Annotated in this window: 18 protein-coding genes; 14 read left to right on the top strand and 4 right to left on the bottom strand. The window is 66.0% G+C overall.

The genetic code is table 11. The features are described 5' to 3' along the window. Positions 1 to 174: 174 nt before the first annotated feature. Together I1A62_RS21870 and I1A62_RS21865 are read right to left on the bottom strand one after the other, a co-directional pair. A complete protein-coding gene (locus I1A62_RS21870) occupies positions 175 to 486 on the bottom strand; it encodes a DUF202 domain-containing protein (protein WP_219459763.1) in 312 nt (103 codons plus the stop codon). Beyond that, entirely contained in the window at positions 483 to 875 is a 393-nt protein-coding gene (locus I1A62_RS21865; protein WP_219459762.1) for a YidH family protein, read from the bottom strand. The genes I1A62_RS21870 and I1A62_RS21865 overlap by 4 nt, the downstream gene beginning before the upstream one ends. 84 nt (positions 876 to 959) lie before the next feature. On the opposite strand from I1A62_RS21865, the gene I1A62_RS21860 reads away from it, so the two are divergent. From I1A62_RS21860 to I1A62_RS21840, 5 genes are all read left to right on the top strand, one after another. Then, the gene (locus I1A62_RS21860) at positions 960 to 1484 is read left to right on the top strand and encodes a MarR family winged helix-turn-helix transcriptional regulator (RefSeq protein WP_219459761.1); all 525 of its coding nucleotides are present in this window, start codon (positions 960 to 962) and stop codon (positions 1482 to 1484) included. A 150-nt stretch (positions 1485 to 1634) separates the two neighbouring features. Beyond that, on the top strand, positions 1635 to 2981 hold the full coding sequence (locus I1A62_RS21855) for an MFS transporter (RefSeq protein WP_219459760.1): 1347 nt from the start codon (positions 1635 to 1637) through the stop codon (positions 2979 to 2981). Beyond that, positions 2978 to 4204, top strand: coding sequence for a CaiB/BaiF CoA-transferase family protein (locus tag I1A62_RS21850; RefSeq protein ID WP_219459759.1), 1227 nt, complete (start codon positions 2978 to 2980; stop codon positions 4202 to 4204). Before I1A62_RS21855 ends, I1A62_RS21850 begins: the two co-directional genes overlap by 4 nt. After that, a complete protein-coding gene (locus I1A62_RS21845; protein WP_219459758.1) occupies positions 4201 to 5394 on the top strand; it encodes an acyl-CoA dehydrogenase family protein in 1194 nt (397 codons plus the stop codon). The genes I1A62_RS21850 and I1A62_RS21845 overlap by 4 nt, the downstream gene beginning before the upstream one ends. A 52-nt stretch (positions 5395 to 5446) precedes the next feature. Beyond that, on the top strand, positions 5447 to 6430 hold the full coding sequence (locus I1A62_RS21840) for a LysR family transcriptional regulator (RefSeq protein WP_219459757.1): 984 nt from the start codon (positions 5447 to 5449) through the stop codon (positions 6428 to 6430). Positions 6431 to 6537: 107 nt separating this feature from the next. On the opposite strand, the gene I1A62_RS21835 is transcribed toward I1A62_RS21840, so the two are convergent. Together I1A62_RS21835 and I1A62_RS21830 are read right to left on the bottom strand one after the other, a co-directional pair. After that, complete coding sequence (locus I1A62_RS21835) at positions 6538 to 7443, bottom strand: LysR family transcriptional regulator (RefSeq protein WP_219459756.1); 906 nt, start codon at positions 7441 to 7443, stop codon at positions 6538 to 6540. Next, positions 7436 to 8347, bottom strand: coding sequence for a LysR family transcriptional regulator (locus tag I1A62_RS21830; protein ID WP_219459755.1), 912 nt, complete (start codon positions 8345 to 8347; stop codon positions 7436 to 7438). Before I1A62_RS21830 ends, I1A62_RS21835 begins: the two co-directional genes overlap by 8 nt. A gap of 107 nt (positions 8348 to 8454) precedes the next feature. On the opposite strand from I1A62_RS21830, the gene I1A62_RS21825 reads away from it, so the two are divergent. The 9 genes from I1A62_RS21825 (at position 8455) to I1A62_RS21785 (ending at position 18433) form a co-directional block, all read left to right on the top strand. Continuing rightward, the gene (locus I1A62_RS21825) at positions 8455 to 9558 is read left to right on the top strand and encodes a nitronate monooxygenase family protein (protein ID WP_257890863.1); all 1104 of its coding nucleotides are present in this window, start codon (positions 8455 to 8457) and stop codon (positions 9556 to 9558) included. A gap of 16 nt (positions 9559 to 9574) precedes the next feature. Then, entirely contained in the window at positions 9575 to 11014 is a 1440-nt protein-coding gene (locus tag I1A62_RS21820) for an MFS transporter (protein ID WP_219459753.1), read from the top strand. Further along, positions 11011 to 11889 carry a crotonase/enoyl-CoA hydratase family protein gene (locus I1A62_RS21815; protein WP_219459752.1) on the top strand — a complete coding sequence of 293 codons (879 nt, stop codon included), beginning with the start codon at positions 11011 to 11013 and terminating at the stop codon, positions 11887 to 11889. Before I1A62_RS21820 ends, I1A62_RS21815 begins: the two co-directional genes overlap by 4 nt. Before the next feature lie 55 nt (positions 11890 to 11944). Next, on the top strand, positions 11945 to 13060 hold the full coding sequence (locus I1A62_RS21810) for an alcohol dehydrogenase catalytic domain-containing protein (RefSeq protein WP_219459751.1): 1116 nt from the start codon (positions 11945 to 11947) through the stop codon (positions 13058 to 13060). Continuing rightward, the gene (locus I1A62_RS21805; RefSeq protein ID WP_219459750.1) at positions 13057 to 13608 is read left to right on the top strand and encodes a thioesterase family protein; all 552 of its coding nucleotides are present in this window, start codon (positions 13057 to 13059) and stop codon (positions 13606 to 13608) included. Before I1A62_RS21810 ends, I1A62_RS21805 begins: the two co-directional genes overlap by 4 nt. A 121-nt stretch (positions 13609 to 13729) precedes the next feature. Next, complete coding sequence (locus I1A62_RS21800; protein ID WP_219459749.1) at positions 13730 to 14971, top strand: CaiB/BaiF CoA-transferase family protein; 1242 nt, start codon at positions 13730 to 13732, stop codon at positions 14969 to 14971. A gap of 146 nt (positions 14972 to 15117) precedes the next feature. Further along, positions 15118 to 16251: an acetyl-CoA C-acyltransferase gene (locus I1A62_RS21795; RefSeq protein ID WP_219459748.1), complete on the top strand. Its 1134-nt coding sequence runs from the start codon at positions 15118 to 15120 to the stop codon at positions 16249 to 16251. A gap of 29 nt (positions 16252 to 16280) precedes the next feature. Next, a complete protein-coding gene (locus I1A62_RS21790; RefSeq protein WP_219459747.1) occupies positions 16281 to 17426 on the top strand; it encodes an acyl-CoA dehydrogenase family protein in 1146 nt (381 codons plus the stop codon). Between the two features lie 8 nt (positions 17427 to 17434). After that, positions 17435 to 18433: a nitronate monooxygenase family protein gene (locus I1A62_RS21785; RefSeq protein WP_219459746.1), complete on the top strand. Its 999-nt coding sequence runs from the start codon at positions 17435 to 17437 to the stop codon at positions 18431 to 18433. The last annotated feature ends 70 nt before the right edge of the window (positions 18434 to 18503 follow it).

The following is an 18503-nucleotide window of genomic DNA, read 5'->3' as shown; positions in this document are numbered from 1 at the left end:
GTGGCGCCTCTGATCCAGCGCACTTCACATTGAAGGGGGCCGGAAATGACTACGTCAAAGTCTGAAAACCACCCGAACCGACTGCAATCGCTTATTGGTCTGCTCCCGGCGTTCACGCGCACCGGCACGGTGCTCCGCACGGCGCCGGAACCACCTGGACCGACACCCCCACTGTCACGTGTGCAGCATTCCGGCGACGGAGACCCCGGCCCCCAGGACGGCTGTGAACGCAACGACCGAGGCGGTACGCAGCAGGGTGGGCCAGGTGTCGTCGGCCGAGCACGCCCGTGCGGATCCTTTCGGGAAATGTCGAATGCCGAGGTAGCCGACGACGAGGCTGTTGACCAGGGCTCCGACCGCGAGAAGCGGTGCGTCCAGCCGGTACGCCGCGAACCCGATCGCCGCGGACGCCGCGAGCACGGACAGGCCGGTGCGTTGCCACGCCAGTGCGGTGCGCTGTGGTTGCAGCCCGGGGTCGTACGTCATCGCGAGTCGAGGGTGGAGAAGGCGGCGAACAGTGCCAATCCGGCCGACAGGAAGACGAGCCCTCCCGCCAGCCAGGCGAGGGGGATCGGCGCGGGGAGGGGCTCCTGTAGCCGTAGCGCGCGCTCGTTGCGTCGCCACGACCACAGGGCGACTGCTGCGAGAATCCCGCCGGTGCAACAGGCGATGATCGCGACGAAATGGACGACCAGGGTGGCGGCGGTCACCGTGGCCAATGTGGTCAGGGTGACGCCGCCGGCCACCAGCGCCAGGGCTGTGCGGACCCAGGCCAGCGCGGTGCGTTCGTTGGCCAGCGAGAAACGGACGTCGGGTTCTTCGCCCACGGCGTAGACGGCGATCGGCCGCCGGCGGGGCAGGTCTTCGCTGCTCATGCTTGTTCCCTGTGTGATCGGGCCGGTGTCGATGAGATAATTGATCTGACACCAGATAGTTCTGTAACAGAAGTAGGTTAGCGGATGGACGACAACGGAGCGACTCCTCACCCCACCGGCCCGGGTGGAAGCGCGGACGGGTGGGCATTGACCACGGTCATCACTCAACTGCGGCGGGCTCTGAGGTCGAGTGTCCGGGAGGAGTTCGCCTGGGAGTCGCTGCCGATGGCGCAGGTCGAGTTCCTCCAGCGACTCTCCTCCGAATCAGGTTTGCGGATCGTCGAATTGGCACGGAAGCACCGAATGGCCACCAACACCGTCAGCGCCCTCGTGCAGCAGATGGTCGAGACCGGTCTGGTCGTGCGCACGCCGGATCCCCGGGATCGCCGGGCGGTGCAAGTGGAACTGACCGGCGCCGGCCGCGAACGCCTCGACGCGTGGATGCGGGCGAACGAGCGGCGCATCTCTTCTGCGTTCGAGCGCCTCGATGCGGACCACCGTACTGCGATCGGCGCCGCGTTACCTGCTCTCGCGGCGCTGGCGGAACTCCTCGACACCGAAGAATCGCAGGCACCGAGCGGGCCGTCACCTGAAGGGTCGCGACCGTGACCTGAGGGTATAGGCAAATCCGTACGGTCCGACCGCGTTCTGCCGGTTGATCGGTACCGGGCGAACCGATCTGATGAGGGGCATGCACCTGTGGTTCGAGTCACTACCGGTGGTGCCCCTCAATCAGCCGAGACATTCCCGGAGGTCGTCATGGTGACTACGCAGTCCCGCGAACGCGACATCGGTCAGCGCTCCAAGGGAGCCGTCGATCGGCGCGCCTGGGGCATCGTCCTCTTCCTGTTCCTCTTCTTCACCTTGAACTTCGCCGACAAGGCGGCAGTGGGTCTGGCCAGCAAGCCGATTCGTGACGAGCTCGGTCTCACGGCCGGTCAGTACGGGTTGCTCAGCAGCGCCTTCTTCTGGCTCTTCGCGATCGGCGCGGTCACGCTGTCTGCCGCTCTGCGGAAGATCTCGTACACCTGGGGCGCAGCCCTGTTGATGGTGACGTGGATCGTGAGCATGGCCCCGCTGACGATTCCGACCTCGTTCGGGGTTCTCATCGCCTGCCGAATTGCGTTGGGGTTCTTCGAAGGGCCCGCACATGCACTGTGCCAGTCGATCGTCGCCGATCGATTCGCCCCGGACAAGCGCGCGACGGCCGGCGCCGTCGTCAATGCCGGTTCCTCGGTCGGCCCGCTGATTGCCGCGCCCACGCTGACGTGGGTGATCCTGACGTGGTCGTGGCACGCCGCGTTCGCAGTCCTCGTGGTCAGCGGTGTGGTGTGGCTGATCGGTTGGCTCTGGTATTCGGACCGGTTGCCGTTCCGCAGGCCCGAGTCGGCCATCGGCGACGGTACGAAGGTCGATGACCCGAACGGTGACATCGTGGTGCCCTTCCACCGTTTGCTGATGCTGCGAAGTTTCTGGGGTCTGGTATTGCTGTCGTTCGCCGGGTACCTGATCTCCTCGCTGAAGGTGTCCTGGCTGCCCGCCTACATGAACGAAGGGCTCGGATATTCCGCGAGCACGGTGGGAACGCTGGTGACCATCCCGTACGTCGTCGCCGTCGTCGTTCTGTTGAGCGCGGGCATGCTGTCGGGCCGGCTGCTCCGGGCAGGCCGCTCGTCGCGGGTGGCCCGCGGCTACCTCACGGGCGCGTTCCTGCTGTTCGGCGGCCTGTCGATGATCGTCTTCAGTCAACTCGAGCCCGGACCGGTGCAGTTGGTGTTCGTGGTCTGCGCGTTCGCGGTCAACAGCGTGGCCTTCTCGGTGGCCTTTGCCGGCGCGTCGGACTTTCTTCCCGCGCACCAGCGGGTGGCGTTCTTCGGGTGCATCATCGCCGCGTACAGCGTCGCGGGGATCGTCGCACCCTATGCACTCGGGCTCATCGTCGAACGCGCGGCCAGCGCGGCGGCCGGATATTCGACCGGCTTCATGTTCGTCGGCGCCGTGGTGTGCGTCCTCGGCATCGTCGGTGGCGTGATGTTGAACCCGGAGAGGGCCCGCGCCCAACTCGAGCGCATGACGGCCGAGTACGCGAGCAGGGAAGGGCGATGAGTGTGATGGGTGGACCGCTTTCAGGCATCCGAGTCCTCGACTTCGGCCAGTACATCGCCGGTCCCAGCGCGGCCCAGACCCTCGCGGATCTCGGTGCGGACGTGATCAAGGTCGAGAGCCTGCGCGGCGATCAGGCCCGCGGTATCGGACTGTTCGGCGAAGCGATGGTGCGGGCCTACAACCGGGACAAGCGCAGCATCGGACTCGATCTTGCTCGGCCCGAGGCGAAGTCGATTCTGGATCGGATGCTGGCGCAGGCCGATGTGCTGGTGCAGAACTTCCGGACCGGGTCCGCCGACCGACTCGGTCTCGGCCCCGACGAACTGCGTAGCCGGTACCCGCGTCTGATCTACGCCAACGTGACCGGATTCGGATCCCGTGGGCCGTCCCGGCACCGCCCCGGCCTCGACATCGCCGCCCAAGCGGAGTTCGGGTTGATGCACGCCACGGGCGAGGCCGACGGCGAGCCACAGCGACTCGGGTTGCCTGCCGCGGACGTCACGGCGGCCAATGCGCTCGCGGCCGGGATTCTCGCGGCGCTCTACGAGCGGGAGTCGACCGGCCGGGGCGCACACGTGGAGACGTCGCTGATGGAGGCGGTGCTGTCGATGCAGGCCGCGACCTGGGGCGAGTACACGCTCACCGGTCGTGCGCCCCGGCGCAAGGGAAACGGCCAGGCGCACGCCGCTCCTGCCGCGGATGTCATCCGGGTGACCGATGGAATGATCGTGCTCTCCGCGTATACGGCCGAAAAGTGGTCCGCGCTCTGTCATCTCGTCGGGCGATCCGACATGGTCGAAGACCCGCGGTTCGTCGACAATCCCGCGCGAGTTTCGCACCGGGCCGAGATGTTGGCCGCCCTCGACGAGGCGTTGGGGCGTATGACCCGAGACGAGGCGGTCGCTCTGTTGCAGTCCGCGCACATCGTGTGCGGCGCGATCCGTTCGTTCGACGACCTCGCCGAGGACAAGGACGTCCTGGCCTCCGAGATCCTCGTCGACGTCGCCGGTCCCGGCGGCGCTTCATTCACCAGTCCCGGTCTGGCCTTCACCCTCGACGGCCGTCGTCGCACCGTCTCCACGTCTGCGCCCGAGGTCGGGTGGGACACCGTCTCGGTGCTGCGCGACCTCGACTTCTCGGACGGCGACATCGCGGCGCTGATCGACAGCCGCGTCGTCACGGCACGCCACACCACACTCACCCCGGAAAGGGCTTCCTCATGATCGACCCGGACATCTTCGACTACGACTTCCCGACCTACCTGAAGACGATTGCCGAGTTCACCGAGAACGAACTCGTCCCCGCCGAAAACGAGATGGTCGCGGCCGGCGAGGTCCCCGCTCGCCTCCTGAACCGGATGGCAGCGCTCGGACTCTTCGGCATCTCGATTCCGCGCGCGTACGGCGGTCTCGAGTGGACGATGGAGCAGCAGGTGCAGCTCACGTTCGAGTTCACGCGCGCGTCCTGCGTCTACCGGTCACGCTTCTCGACGGTCATCGGCCTCTGCTCGCAAGCCATCCTCGACCACGGCACCGAGGAGCAGCGCCGACGGATGCTGCCCGCGATGGCGGCGGGCGAACTGGTCACCGCGTTCGCGCTCACCGAGGAGCACGCCGGATCGGACGCCGCGCACCTGAAGACCACGGCCGGGCGCCGCGGCGACGTCTACGTGTTGAACGGGAGCAAGCGGTACATCACGAACGCGGCCTGGGCCGACGTGTTCATCGTCTTCGCTCGCACCGACACGTCGGACCCGGGCGCGGGCGGGGTCTCGGCGCTCATTGTCGATGCCACGTCGCCGGGTGTGCGCACGGCCCTGCCGGAGATCATGAACGGGCACGCCGAAGCGCCGGTGGGGGAGATCTATTTCGACGGCGTCGAGGTGCCCGCGGAGAATCTGCTCGGCGGGGTCGAGGGGCAGGGCCTGACGATGGCGCTGCGCGGCATCAACCATGCGCGCCTGCACGTCGCCGCGACGTGTGTCGGGCAGGCGACCCGCATGCTCGAGGACACGGTGGCACATGTCAACGGCCGCAGTCAGTTCGGTGCTCCTTTGGCCGAACTGGGTGCGGTGCAGGCGACGTTGGGCGAAAGTTTCGCGGAACTCGAGGCGGGACGGGCACTGACCGTCGACAGCGCCCGGTCCTTCGACGCCGGTGAGATTCCCCGGCACCGGATCGCTGCCGCCAAGCTGTACAACTCCGAGATGGCGAGCCGGGTCGCCGACCGCTGCGTGCAGTTGCTCGGCGGTGAGGGCATCGTCGGACCGCACCCGGTCCCACGGATGTGGCGTGACGTGCGGGCCCTGCGCATCTACGAGGGCTCGTCGCCCGTGCACCAGCGAAACCTGGCCAAGGCAATGATCCGTCAGGTGGCGGCCGACGGCACGCTGCCGAACTCGTACCGAGTCTGACTCGAGGACGGAGGCACTCGTACCGGCCGCCCGTCGGGGGAATGATGGGGACATGGACATCCGCCAACTCGAGTATTTTCTCGCCGTCGTCGAGCACGGCGGAGTCAACCGGGCGGCCGGACACCTCCATGTGGCGCAGGCGTCGCTGTCGCAAGGTATTCGTCAGCTCGAACGGGAACTGAAGTTGACCCTGTTTCATCGCACGGGCCGCAACCTCGTCCTCAATCCCGCCGGGCAGCTGCTGGTCGAACCCGCGCGCAAAGTGCTCGACGACCTCCTGGCAGCCCAGGACATCATGCGCGGCGCTCGCGAACTCCACGTGGGGTCGATCACCATCGGAACGATGCCGGAGATGTCGAGCGAGGCGGTGGCCGCGTGGAGCGGATCCTTCACCCGTCTCCACCCCGACATCCGCATCGACCTGTCGGAGTACGCGAGTGCCGCGGACCTGTGCGACGAGGTGCTCACCGGTCAGTGCGAGTTGGGCTTCACGACGTTCCCCGTGCCCACCGACAATCTCGAGACCGTCCAACTCGGTGTCCAGCGGCTGCTCCTGGTGAGGCCGCCGGGAACGGTTCCGGACGTGGAGACGGCACCGTTCGATCTGGCGCGCCTCGAGCAGGTTCCGTTGGTGACGAGCAGTTCGGCGCTGCGGGAGAACGACATCGTTGCCACGATCTTGCGCCGCGAATCGGTGGTTCCCCGGATCAGCGCCCGGGTTCCCGACCGGCACGCGCAGCTGACACTGGTCCTCAACGGTTCGGCCAGCGCCTTCCTGCCCTTGAGGATGGCGACGGCCGCGCACCGGTTGGGTGCCCACGTATCGGAGACACAGCCGGCGATCCGCACCCCCTTCGGCATCGTTCACCGGCCCGGCGCACTGAATCCGGCAGCGAAGAGCTTCGTCATCCAAAGTCATGCAGACCTGGCGCACTGGAACCGGCTGATTGCCGAGCATCAACAAGCCGGCGCCTCGCTGCTCGAGGCGGCGTTGCTCGCCGACGACGAATTGCACGCCCGTCGGACAGGCGATTGACGACTCACCCGGATCGGGGATGTGTGCCCCGGATGTACGGCGTAGCTCGAGCTCGTCGCTGTGGGCGGCGCGGGCCGACCTCACGGATGTAGTACGGAGAATCGATGTCAGTGAATATGGGCGGCATGCCTTCTGCAGATCCGCAGAAAGGCGCGTGCGCTGGGTGAGAGGCGGCCCGCCTGGCTGATCACGACTGCTTGCCGCACGGTGGGCGGATCGAACTGCGCGACGCGGCAACCGAGTTGGGCTGCGATTCGGGCCCGATCCGGTAGGACGATGGCGGCCCCGAGCCCCTGTGCGGCGAGATAGATGAATGTTTCACGGTGTTCGGTTCGCACGGTGACGGCATCATCGATGCGCTGATCGAGCCTGCGCAATTGGCGATAGACCGCGGACTCCTCCCAATAGGGTCCGACGATGAGCCCGCATTCGAGGAGGTTTTCGATCCCGACGGTGGGTGCGTACATCTCGGCTTCAGGGGGGAACACTGCGAAGAAGGTTTGCTCCTCCAGATGCAGGGATACCAGGCCGCCGGAATTGGAGGGGAGTTCGGTGATACCGATGTCCACGCGACCGTCCCGAACCGAGTCCGCGACTGCTCTGATCGAGCGTGTTCGTGGTTGATCCACGGTGACCACGACTCCGGGATGTGCTGTGCGGAACTCGGCGATCAGGCCGGCGAGGGGTTCGACGGCCAGGCTGGGGAGTGCTGCGATGGTCAGTTCACCGGCGAGCACTCCGCGTAGTTCCGCCGCGGCCGCGCGGACGACTGCCACAGAATTCAGCGCCGTTCGGATCACGGGCTCCAAGGTCTCACCCGTATCTGTCAGGCGCAGGGGCCTCGAGTGGCGTTGGTACAGTTCGACGCCCAGGCTCGACTCCAGCCTGCGCAGTGCCTGGGATACCGCGGACGGGCTCATTCCGAGCCGGGTGGCCGCTGCGCCGATGCCGCCACCGTCCAGTACCTCGACGAATACCTCGAAGAGGCGGGTATGGCTGGCGACGTTACCCATGACCGAGCCTTGTCGCGACCCGTTCGGCCATTGCGTCCCGGGCGATCTCGGTGAACGCGCGCACCGATACCCATTCAGTGTCCGGCGGCCGAAGGAGCACCAACGGCTGTGTGACCGGCGGGTCCAAGCGGACAACTCTCAACCCCAATGTGTCTCGCGCGAGGAGTGCCTGCCGGTCGGGAAGTACGGCAGCACCGGCGCCACCCAGTACGAGCGGCAACACGGACTCCTCGTGTTCGGTCTCGACGGCGATCGATCGGGCGACGGTATCTGCGCCGGCGATGGTTTCGAGGGTTTGGCGAATGGAACCACCACGCAGAGATGTGACGAGTCCGCGTTCGAGCAAGCCCTGAACGGAGATCATTCCGACGTCGTCGGTGCCGTCCGTGTCCGGAAGTACCGCCAGGAGCCTCCGGTCGCCCAGCGGCGTGACGGACATTCCCTGGGCAGACGGCGACCCGAGGTCGAGTGCGAGATCCGCTGAGCCATCTCGGATCAGGTCCGCGCTGTCGATGCCCGCCGAGACCGACCGCATCTCGAGCCGGATCTGGGGATGCCGTTGCCGGAACGCACCGAAGAGATAGGTCAGTGGGTCCACGGCGAGGGTGGACGGACACGCCACTCGCAGGCTCCCTGCCTCATTGCGGTTGACCCGCAGCAACATCGAGCGGCTTTGCGTGAGTTGGTGCACGACTTGCCGCGCGGTGTTCAGGAATTCGCGACCTGCCGGGGTCAGCGCGGTGTGCCGGGCGGACCGCCGAAACAATTCCACACCCAGGTCACGCTCCAACGCTGAGATCGATTGCGACAGCCCTGGCTGGGTCACCCCGAGATGGACGGCGGCGCTCGAGATGGACCCGGCGTCGACAGTCGCCAGGAAGTGCTCCAGGTGGCGTTCCTGCATCAGGTAAACATAAGAGTCTCGTATGGAATTTCGCAAGTACAGCCTCTAGAACACGATGCTGCGGTCGGGCCATGCTGTGATCAACGGCTCGTCGACTGGAGGAACTTGTGAATCGTGCTCTGCAAACCACTATCTGTGATCGTTTCCGCGCCGAGGTACCCATCTTCGGATTTGCGCACTCACCGGAGGTCGTGGCCGCGGTCACGGAGGCGGGCGGAATCGGGATCTGGGGTGCCACCCGTAACACCCCGGAGGAGATTACCGACGGTCTCGGCCGGCTGCGGGATCGCCTGGGTGACGCCCCCTTCGGGATCGATCTCGTCCTACCTTCGGGTATGCCTGAGCGGGACGACCGGGCGGCATTGGAAGCGCAGATCCCGAACGAACACACGGCGTTCGTCGAGTCGCTGCGCGCCAAGTACGGCGTTCCTGTCGATGGCCTGCCGGGCACCCGGTCTCGATTCGTGCGCTCCCAGCAGATGGCCGAAAGGCAGCTGAAAGCGGTTCTCGATGCGGAGGTCCCCATCCTGGCCATGGGCGTCGGAAGTCCCGCAGCGGCGGTGCGGGCCGCGAAGGATCGGGGAAAGTGTGTCGTCGCCCTGGTCGGCACTCCCAAGCACGCACGAAGCGCTGTGGAGTCGGGGGCTGAGATCCTGGTCGCACAGGGCTACGACGCCGGTGCGCATACCGGCGAGATCGGGACCTTCAGTCTCGCTCCCCAGATCATCGCCCAGGCGGGCGACGTTCCAGTGGTCGTCGCGGGCGGCGTCGGCTGCGGCTCGCAAGTGGCGGCCGCTCTCGCTCTCGGAGCCGTCGGAGTCTGGCTCGGGACGGCATGGCTGTTCACGAAAGAACATGCGACGCATCCTGTCGTGCTCGACAAACTCATCCGGGCCTCGTCGAGCGACACCACCCGGTTGCGCGCCGACAGTGGGAAAACACTGCGTCAGATCAAGACGGCGTGGAGTGAGGAATGGGAGGCCCCGACTGCACCGAACCCACTGAAGATGCCGTTCCAGGACATCCTCGTCGGAGATTTCCTCGGGGCCGTCGAACGACACGAGATCGAACCGCTGCTCAAGTCCGAGGCCGGTCAGAGTGTCGGATTCTTCGACGAACCGACCACGGTCGCGGACGTGATCGCTCGCCTGACCGAGGAAGCCGATGACGCACTCGACGCCTTGACCCGACGTTCGTCGGTTCGGGTCTGAGAGGGAGGCGCCCGACATGAGCACAGCGGAGACCAAGGCGGTAGCCGTCGACGCCTCGGGGAGCGGATCGGGGTCCGGTGCCCGTCGTGTGGCGCGCACCGCGTGGAGCATCACGTTCATGGTGATGCTGTTCCAGATGATCAATTACGCCGACAAGGCCGTATTGGGCATCGTCGCGCGGCCACTCTCGGAGGATCTCGGCCTCTCGCATGCCGATATCGGATTTCTCGGCAGCGCATTCTTCATCCTGTTCTCGGTGACTGGACTGATCGGCGGCTTCGTCGCCGACCGGGTCAAGATCGTGTGGATGCTGCTGGGGATGGTGGTGCTGTGGTCGGTGCTGCAGGTTCCGATCGTGCTGATGGGCACGTTCGGGGCGTTGCTGGTCTGCCGAATTCTGCTCGGTGCCGCCGAGGGCCCGGCGGCCTCACTCAACAACGTCGCGGTCTTCGGGTGGTTCCCCAAGGACAAGCGAGCGTTGCCTGCCGCGATCGTCACCACTGGTGGATCGCTGGCGAAGGTCATGCTGGCCCCTGCCCTGGCGCTCATCGTCGCGGCATACGGGTGGAAGGCAGCCTTCCTCGGTCTGGGCGCCCTCGGCCTGGTGTGGTCGGTGGTGTGGCTGGCCGTCGGCAAGGACGGGCCGTATTCGGTCAGCCGGGCACGTGAGCGCGCGGTGGCCTCCAGCGAGACCGGGAAGGTCGCGCGGGTTGCATTCTGGCGCATTGCTGTTCGGCCGACCTTCTGGGGCGGTGCTCTCGGCATGCTCGCCATTTACGGTTTCGTGGCGGTGGTCCTGACCTGGTTGCCCTCGTACTTCGAGCAGGGTCTCGGATTCAGCCGTCTGAATTCCGGGTTCCTGTTCGCCCTCCCCAGTATCACCGGAGTCGGCGCACTGCTGCTGTCCTCGATCGTCTCGGACCGGCTGATTCGCCGTGGTTGCTCGGTGCGCCACGCGCGCGGGGGCGTCGCGGTCGTCGCGTTCGTGCTCTGCGGAGCCATGCTTCTGATCCTGCCCCACGTGGCCGGCGGCTGGATTGCGGTGCTGCTCGTGGTCACCGCCTATGGTGTCGGTCTGGCCACCTTCCCGCTGATGCAGATCGTCGTCAGTCACATCTGCCCGGAGCGGCAGGTAGCCTCGACCGTCGGTGTGTTCGTGGCCATCTATCAGGCATCGGGGTTGCTCGCTCCGTGGCTGGCCGGCCGCATCATCGACGCCGCCCCCACCCTCGCCGAGGGGTACGCGACCGCATTCCAGACGGTCGGAATCACCGCGATCGCCGGTGCTGTGCTCATCACACTGACCGTCGACCCCGAGCGGGACCGGGCTCGGATCGCCGTCCTCGACGTACTGACACATGCCGACGGATCCGTCGACGACGAGGTGCTCCTGTCGCATCTCCCGAATCATTCAGCACAGAAATCGCACAACCGAACGAGCTACGAGGCGAAATGAACAGCTACAAGACCGTGAAACAACAACTGTCCGAGGGCATCTTGACCCTGACGTTGAGCCGGCCCGGCAAACTCAACGCGTTCACCGTCGAGATGGCCGACGAGCTGGAATCGGCGTTCGCGAGCGCGAGTGACGACGACCGGGTGCAGGCGATCATCGTCACCGGGGACGGTGATGCGTTCTGCGCCGGAATGGACCTTTCGTCCGACGGCAACGTTTTCGGTCTCGACGAAACACTCGCCCCGACCCTCGACGACATGTACTCACGGCTGCACGACAGTGACATCGAGCGGGGTGTCCGTGACACCGGCGGCCGGGTGACGCTGGCCATCTTCAACTGCAACAAGCCGGTCATCGGTGCAATCAACGGTCCGGCGATCGGTATCGGCGCGACGATGACGCTACCGATGGATGTGAGGCTGGCGTCGGAGCGGGCTCGTTTCGGCTTCGTCTTCGGCAAGATCGGGATCACCCCTGAAGCCGCATCCACGTGGTTCCTGCCGCGGGTGGTGGGTCTGTCCCGGGCCCTCGAACTCGTGTACTCGGCCGATATCATCGACGCACCCGTAGCGAAATCTATTGGTCTGGTGAAGGATAAGTATCCGGCGGAAGAACTGCTGCCCGCGGCGCGGGCACTGGCCCATGCATTCACCGATCGCAGGTCTGCAGTCGCGACCGCACTCACCCGCCAGATGATGTACCGGAACAGCGCACTCCCGCACCCCGTCGAAGCGCACCGAATCGACTCGCTGTCGATGTTCTACACAAGCATCGGCGACGGTCGGGAGGGCGTGCGCGCCTTCCTCGACAAGCGCGAACCGAAGTTCGAATCGCGAATCTCACGCGACATGCCGCCCTTCTACCCCTGGTACTGAGAATTACGCACTTCGGAGCGGGATCCGACCACTTATTCTTCGCGACAGGAACACTATGAAGATCCACTGCGCAGTCCTCGACGGCATCGGCGTGCCGCGGCCGTACATACGGACGAAACCGCTGACAATCTGCGAACTCGACCTCGATCCGCCGGGCGACCACGAGCTACTCGTTCGGATCGACGTGGCGGGTCTCTGCCACTCCGACCTGTCGGTCGTCGACGGCAGCCGCGTTCGGCCCACCCCGATGGTGCTCGGCCACGAGGCCGCCGGAACCGTGGTCGAGGTCGGCGCGGCCGTAACGGACATCCGGCCGGATCAGAAGGTCGTCATGACCTTCCTGCCGCGATGCGCGCAATGCCGTGCCTGCGCCACCGACGGCCGAATCCCGTGCGAGAACGGTAGCGAATCCAACGACAAGGGCACATTGCTCACCGGTGCCGTCAGGCTCTCTCGGGACGGTGCCCCAGTGCTGCACCACCTCGGCGTGTCCGGGTTCGCCACGTATGCGGTCGTCGACCGCCGGTCCGTCGTCCCGGTGGACGACGACGTACCTTCGGACGTGGCGGCGCTGATGGGGTGTGCGGTCCTCACCGGGGGCGGCGCCGTCCTCAATGCCGGCCGGCCTCGTCCCGGAAGTCGTGTCGTGGTCGTCGGACTGGGTGGTGTGGGCATGGCAGCGGTACTGACGGCGCTCAGCGAGGACGGCCTGCACGTCACAGCCGTGGACACCCTGGACGCCAAACGTGAACAGGCACTCACGCTGGGAGCGCACGCGGTCTGTTCGCCGGACGAGGCGATCGACATCGGCCTGCGAGCCGACGTCGTCATCGAAGCGGCCGGTAATCCGCGCGCTTTCGAAACCGCCGTCGCGCTCACCGGCCCCGGAGGTTCTACGGTCACCGTCGGTCTACCGGGCCCATCGGCAACTGCAACGATCAGCCCACTCGGGCTGGTCGCGCAGGGGCGAACCATCACAGGAAGCTACCTCGGCTCCGCGGTTCCCAGCCGCGAAATACCGCAATTCATCCAACGGTGGCGGCAGGGCCGGCTTCCGGTCGAGCGGTTGGTCAGCTCGCGCGTCGAATTGTCGGCCGTCAATTCCGCCCTCGACGCCCTCTCGTCGGGTGAGGGGCTCCGTCACCTGATCAATTTCGAGGAATTCCAGTGACTCGTAGCGCTCGTGTACCGACCGTCCATGAGTACCCATGCCGAGTCGATACCGAGACACGGTGGAGTGACAACGACCAGTACGGGCACCTCAACAATGCCGTTTACTACGAGCTGTTCGATACCGCGATCAACGGGTGGATCGCTGAGCAGATTCTTGCGAATCCGGACCCGGACCCGGCGCAGCGGCCGATGGCGGTCGTCGCGGAATCGGCATGTACGTATTTCCACGAGTTGTCCTTTCCGCTCCGCTTGACGATCGGGTTCGGAGTCTCCCGACTGGGGCGCAGCAGCGTCACCTACGACCTCGTTATCGGCAAGAAGTCCGGCACTTCCCGCGCCGCCGGCGCTGCATCGACTGTCGCCGCCCGCGGCCACTGGGTTCATGTCTACGTGGACCCGAATACTCGGCGCCCGAGCGAGATCCCCGACAACGTGCGACGCGTCCTCGCCTCCGCGCGGATCGAGAAGTCCGACGACGACACCGCGGCGCGCGCAGTCGGCACCACGGCACGGATCGTGCACACCGCTCGAACGACGGTCAACTGATCGGCCGAACCTATTGCTGCCATCGCAAATGGAACCTTCCACCGTGAGCATCCGCACAGGACGATCGGGGGAGCGGATTCCACGAGGGACCGCCGCAGTCCGTAAAGAGGAGAAACGCAGCATGGAGATCCGCCCGGCTCGGCACGCGACCCAGGAAGGGCACCCCCTCCACGGCATCAAGGTGATCGACTTCGGTCAGTACATCGCAGCACCGGCTGCGACAGCGGTGCTCGCCGAATTGGGTGCCGAGGTCGTCAAGGTCGAACCGCTGTACGGCGACCAGGCCCGCCGGATCGGGCCGTTCGGGGACGCGATGATCCGGGCATACAACCGAGGCAAGAGATCGCTCGCCATCGACCTGCGCGACGAACGCGGCCGGAGGCTTGCTCTGCAGTTGACAGCCGATGCAGACGTGGTGGTGCAGAACATGCGCCCCGGTGCGATGGAGCGGCTGGGTCTGGGGCCGGAGGCTGTGCGCGCGGTGAACCCGCGGGCGATCTACGCGTCGGTGACGGGGTTCGGAATGCACGGTCCGTCCCGCAATCGCGCGGGACTCGATATCGCGGCACAGGCGGAAAGCGGGATCATGTCGGTGACCGGCGAAGCGGACGGCGGTCCCCTTCGGGTGGGGCTTCCGGTCGTGGATGCCTCGACGGCAAGCTCGCTCGCTCAGGCCATCCTGGCCGCGCTGTTTCGTCGAGAACGCACCGGGGAAGGCGCCGAGATCGAAATCTCGTTGCTGGAGGTGGCGATTCATCTTCAGGCGGCCAACTGGGAGGAATACCTCGGCACCGGTCGCGAACCGAGGCGGATGGGCAACGGGCAGCCGACGGTGGCGCCCGCGGCCGATGTGATCAGGACGGTCGACGGGCACATCGTGCTGTCCGCGTACACGGATGAGCACTGGGGCACCCTCTGTCGCCTCATCGATCGCACCGATCTGCTCACCGATTCACGCTTCGACTCGAATCCGGCTCGGGTCCGGAACCGTTCGACGCTGCTGCAGATTCTCTCCGACGCACTGTCCACCATGAGCACCGAGAGCTGTGTGAAGTGGCTGTCGGACAACGGCATCGTCGTGGGCGCGGTCCGCGGGTACGCGCAGGTTCTCGAATCCGGCGACGTGCACGCGACTGGCATCTTCCGCACGGACGCGCGCGAGGACGGGGGAGGGAAGGAGTACGTGGGACTGCCGTACAGCATCGGCGGGCTACCGCGTTCGGTCTCGGATCCCGCGCCCGAACTGGGCGAGCATTCCGGTGCCGTGCTGAGGGACGCCGGCGTGGACAGTGCGGAGATCGATGCGCTGATCGACGCCGGGATCGTCGCGCAGCCCGATGCCGTCCGAGAAGCCGCTGTCTGATCGGTGTGTCTGCTGCCCCCCGGGATGTGCCGTGTGACCACCTATAGCCCCATCCGATCGCACTGTTCGTATTCGCGTCTTTGTGCGCGATGCCGCGCGCTGATTGATTTGAGTGTGAATTGAACCGAGGCGCGAAGGAGCCACAAATGCGGGATGCAGTCATCGTCGATGCGGTACGAACTCCGGTCGGCAGACGCAACGGATCCTTGGCAGACATTCATCCGGCGGACCTGTCGGCGCATGTGCTGAAGGCGCTGGCCGAGCGAACCGGTATCGATCCGGCAGTGGTCGACGACGTCGTGTGGGGCTGCGTGGGTCAGGTCGGAGATCAGGCGAACAACATCGGCCGCAGTGGCGTGCTCGCTGCGGGCTGGCCGACGTCCGTGCCGGCGACGACCGTGGATCGGCAGTGCGGTTCGAGCCAGCAGGCGCTGCATTTCGCGGCCGCGGGGGTCATCGCCGGTCAGTACGACGTGGCGGTTGCCGGTGGTGTGGAGTCGATGTCGCGCGTGCCGATGGGATCGAGTCGCCAATCCGGGCAACCGTTCGGGCACACCGTGCTGGACCGATTCGGAGTCGAGACGTTCAATCAGGGCGTCGGGGCGGAGATGATTGCCGAGAAGTGGGCCTTCTCCCGCCGCCAACTCGACGAATTTTCCGTCAGATCCCACGAGAAATCCGCTGCCGCCGTCGATTCGGGCGCGTTGGCTGCTCAGATTGCGTCGCTGCCCGGTGTGCTGGAGACGGACGAGGGAATTCGGCGCGGGACCACGATCGACACGTTGGCCGGCCTGAAGACGTCCTTCAAGGAAGACGGCGTCATTCACGCCGGTAACGCCTCGCAGATCTCCGACGGCTCCGGCGCGCTGCTGGTGACCACGAGTGAGAAGGCCCGTCAACTCGGTCTGACACCGATCGCCCGAATCCACACCGCAGTGATGGCCGGCGACGATCCGGTGATCATGCTGACCGGGCCTATCCCGGCGACCGCGAAGGCGCTCGAGCGATCCGGCCTCTCCATCTCCGACATCGGCGCGTTCGAGGTCAACGAGGCGTTCGCGTCGGTTCCGCTGGCCTGGCTCGTGGAGACGGGAGCCGATCCGGCTCGGGTGAACCCCCTGGGCGGCGCGATCGCCGTCGGCCACCCGCTTGGTGGTTCGGGCGCAGTGCTCATGACGCGGCTCGTGCACCACATGCGGGACAACGGGATTCGATACGGCCTGCAGACAATGTGTGAGGGCGGCGGCATGGCCAACGCCACGATCCTCGAACTGCTCTGAACGACCACTGAACAGAAGGAAATTTCGGCATGAAGCGAACAGTGTTCAACGAGGACCACGAGACCTTCCGCAAGGTCGTCCGTGACTTCCTGGCCCGGGACGTCGAACCTCACTACGAGGCGTGGGCCGAGGCGGGTGTCGTGGACAAGACGGTGTTCCACAAAGCCGGCGAGATCGGCATCACGGGCCTGCAGATCCCCGAAGAGTACGGTGGTGGGGGCATCGAAAGTTTCAAGTTCAACGCGGTTGTCACAGAGGAACTCATTCGCTCCGGTGCGAGCCTCGGTGGGCTGATGCTGCACACGAACGTGCTGCTCCCGTACTTCCTGGAATACGCGACCGAGGAACAGCGCAAGCGGTGGTTCCCGGGAATGGTGTCCGGTCACATCGTCGGGTCCATCGCGATGACCGAGCCTGGCACCGGTTCGGACCTGGCGGGTATGGCGACCACCGCGGTGCGCGACGGCGATCACTACGTCCTCAACGGCGCCAAGACCTTCATCACCGGCGGCATCAACTGTGACCTCGTCGTGGTGGTCGCACGCACCAGCAAGGGTGAGAACCGGCGGGACGGGCTGTCGCTGTTGGTTGTCGAGGACGGTATGCCGGGCTTCGAGCGCGGTCGCAACCTGAAGAAGCTGGGTCTGAAGGCGCAGGACACCGCCGAGTTGTCGTTCACCGACGTCCGGGTGCCGGTGGAGAACCTGCTGGGCGAGGAGGGCAAGGCCTTCGGGTACCTGGGGTTCAACCTCCCGCAGGAGCGCCTCGCCACCGCGGTCAACGCGCAGGCCAGCGCGGAGGCCGCATTGGACATGACCGTCGAGTACGTCAAGGAACGCAAGGCGTTCGGCACCACCATCAGCAGCTTCCAGAACACCAAGTTCGAGCTCGCCTCGTGTGCGATCGAGATCGAGGCAGGACGCACGATGGTGGACCGCGCGCTCGAAGAACTGGATGAGGGCACGCTCACGGCCGCGGACGCAGCGAAGGTCAAGGTGTACACCACGGAATTACAGGCCCGGGTGATCGATCGCTGCCTGCAGCTGCACGGCGGTTACGGCTTCATGATGGAGTATCCGATCGCCAGAATGTACGCGGATGCCCGTGTCACCCGAATTTTCGCCGGCACCACCGAGGTGTGCAAGTCGATCGTCAGCAAGTCACTGGGTCTGTAGGAGGGCTGATGCTGAAGACACGATTCACCGAGCTGTTCGGGGTCACGCATCCCGTCGTGCAGGGCGGAATGCAGTGGGTGGGGCGGGCCGAGCTCGTGGCCGCGGTGGCGAACTCGGGTGCTCTCGGATTCATCACCGCGTTGACCCAGCCGAGCCCGGACGCGCTGGCGGTGGAGATCGCGCGTTGCCGTGAAATGACGGACAAACCGTTCGGCGTCAACCTCACCACCCTGCCGTCGATCAGCCCGCCGCCGTACGCCGAGTATCGCGATGCGATCATCGAGTCGGGTGTGAAGATCGTCGAGACGGCCGGGAACAACCCGGAGCCGCACATGCCGGCCTTCCGTGCGGCAGGCGTGAAGGTGCTGCACAAGTGCACCAGCGTCCGGCACGCGTTGAAAGCGGAGGCGCTGGGCGTCGACGCGCTGAGCATCGACGGATTCGAATGCGCCGGACACCCCGGCGAGGACGACGTTCCGGGACTCATCCTGATACCGGCGGCGGCACGGGCACTGAAGATTCCCTTCATCGCGTCCGGCGGATTCGCGGACGGACGGGGGCTGGCGGCAGCGTTGGCACTGGGCGCCGAGGGGGTCAATATGGGCACGCGGTTCATGTGCACGGCCGAGTCGCCGATCCACGAGACGGTCAAACATCAGATCGTCGACGCGTCCGAACTCGACACCGAGCTGATCTTCCGGCAACTGCGCAATACCTCGCGCGTCGCCAGCAATACGGTCAGCCGCGAAGTGGTCGGCGTGCTCTCCGCGGGCGGAGCGTTCGACGATGTTCGTGACCTGGTCGCCGGTGCGCGTGGCCGGAAGGTGTACGAACTCGGCGATCCCGAGGCCGGCATCTGGTCGGCAGGCATGTCGCAGGGCCTGATTCACGACATCCCCACGGTTGCCGAGCTGGTCGACCGGATTGTCGCGGAGGCCGAGGACCTGATCCAGGGCCGCCTTGCCGGACTGTGTGAGCGGAGTGCCGCCGCCCTCGCCGGCTCCTGACGGACGCAGGACACGTGAAAACGACACCGGGAGGAGCCGCTGAGGCTCCTCCCGGTGTCGTCTGTGATCA

Origin of the sequence: Rhodococcus sp. USK10 (assembly GCF_019378875.1) — a bacterium.
In the GTDB taxonomy this organism is placed as follows: domain Bacteria; phylum Actinomycetota; class Actinomycetes; order Mycobacteriales; family Mycobacteriaceae; genus Rhodococcus_F; species Rhodococcus_F pseudokoreensis.
The sequence above is the reverse complement of the archived record's forward strand: the minus strand, read 5'-3'. Positions and strand labels throughout refer to the sequence as shown.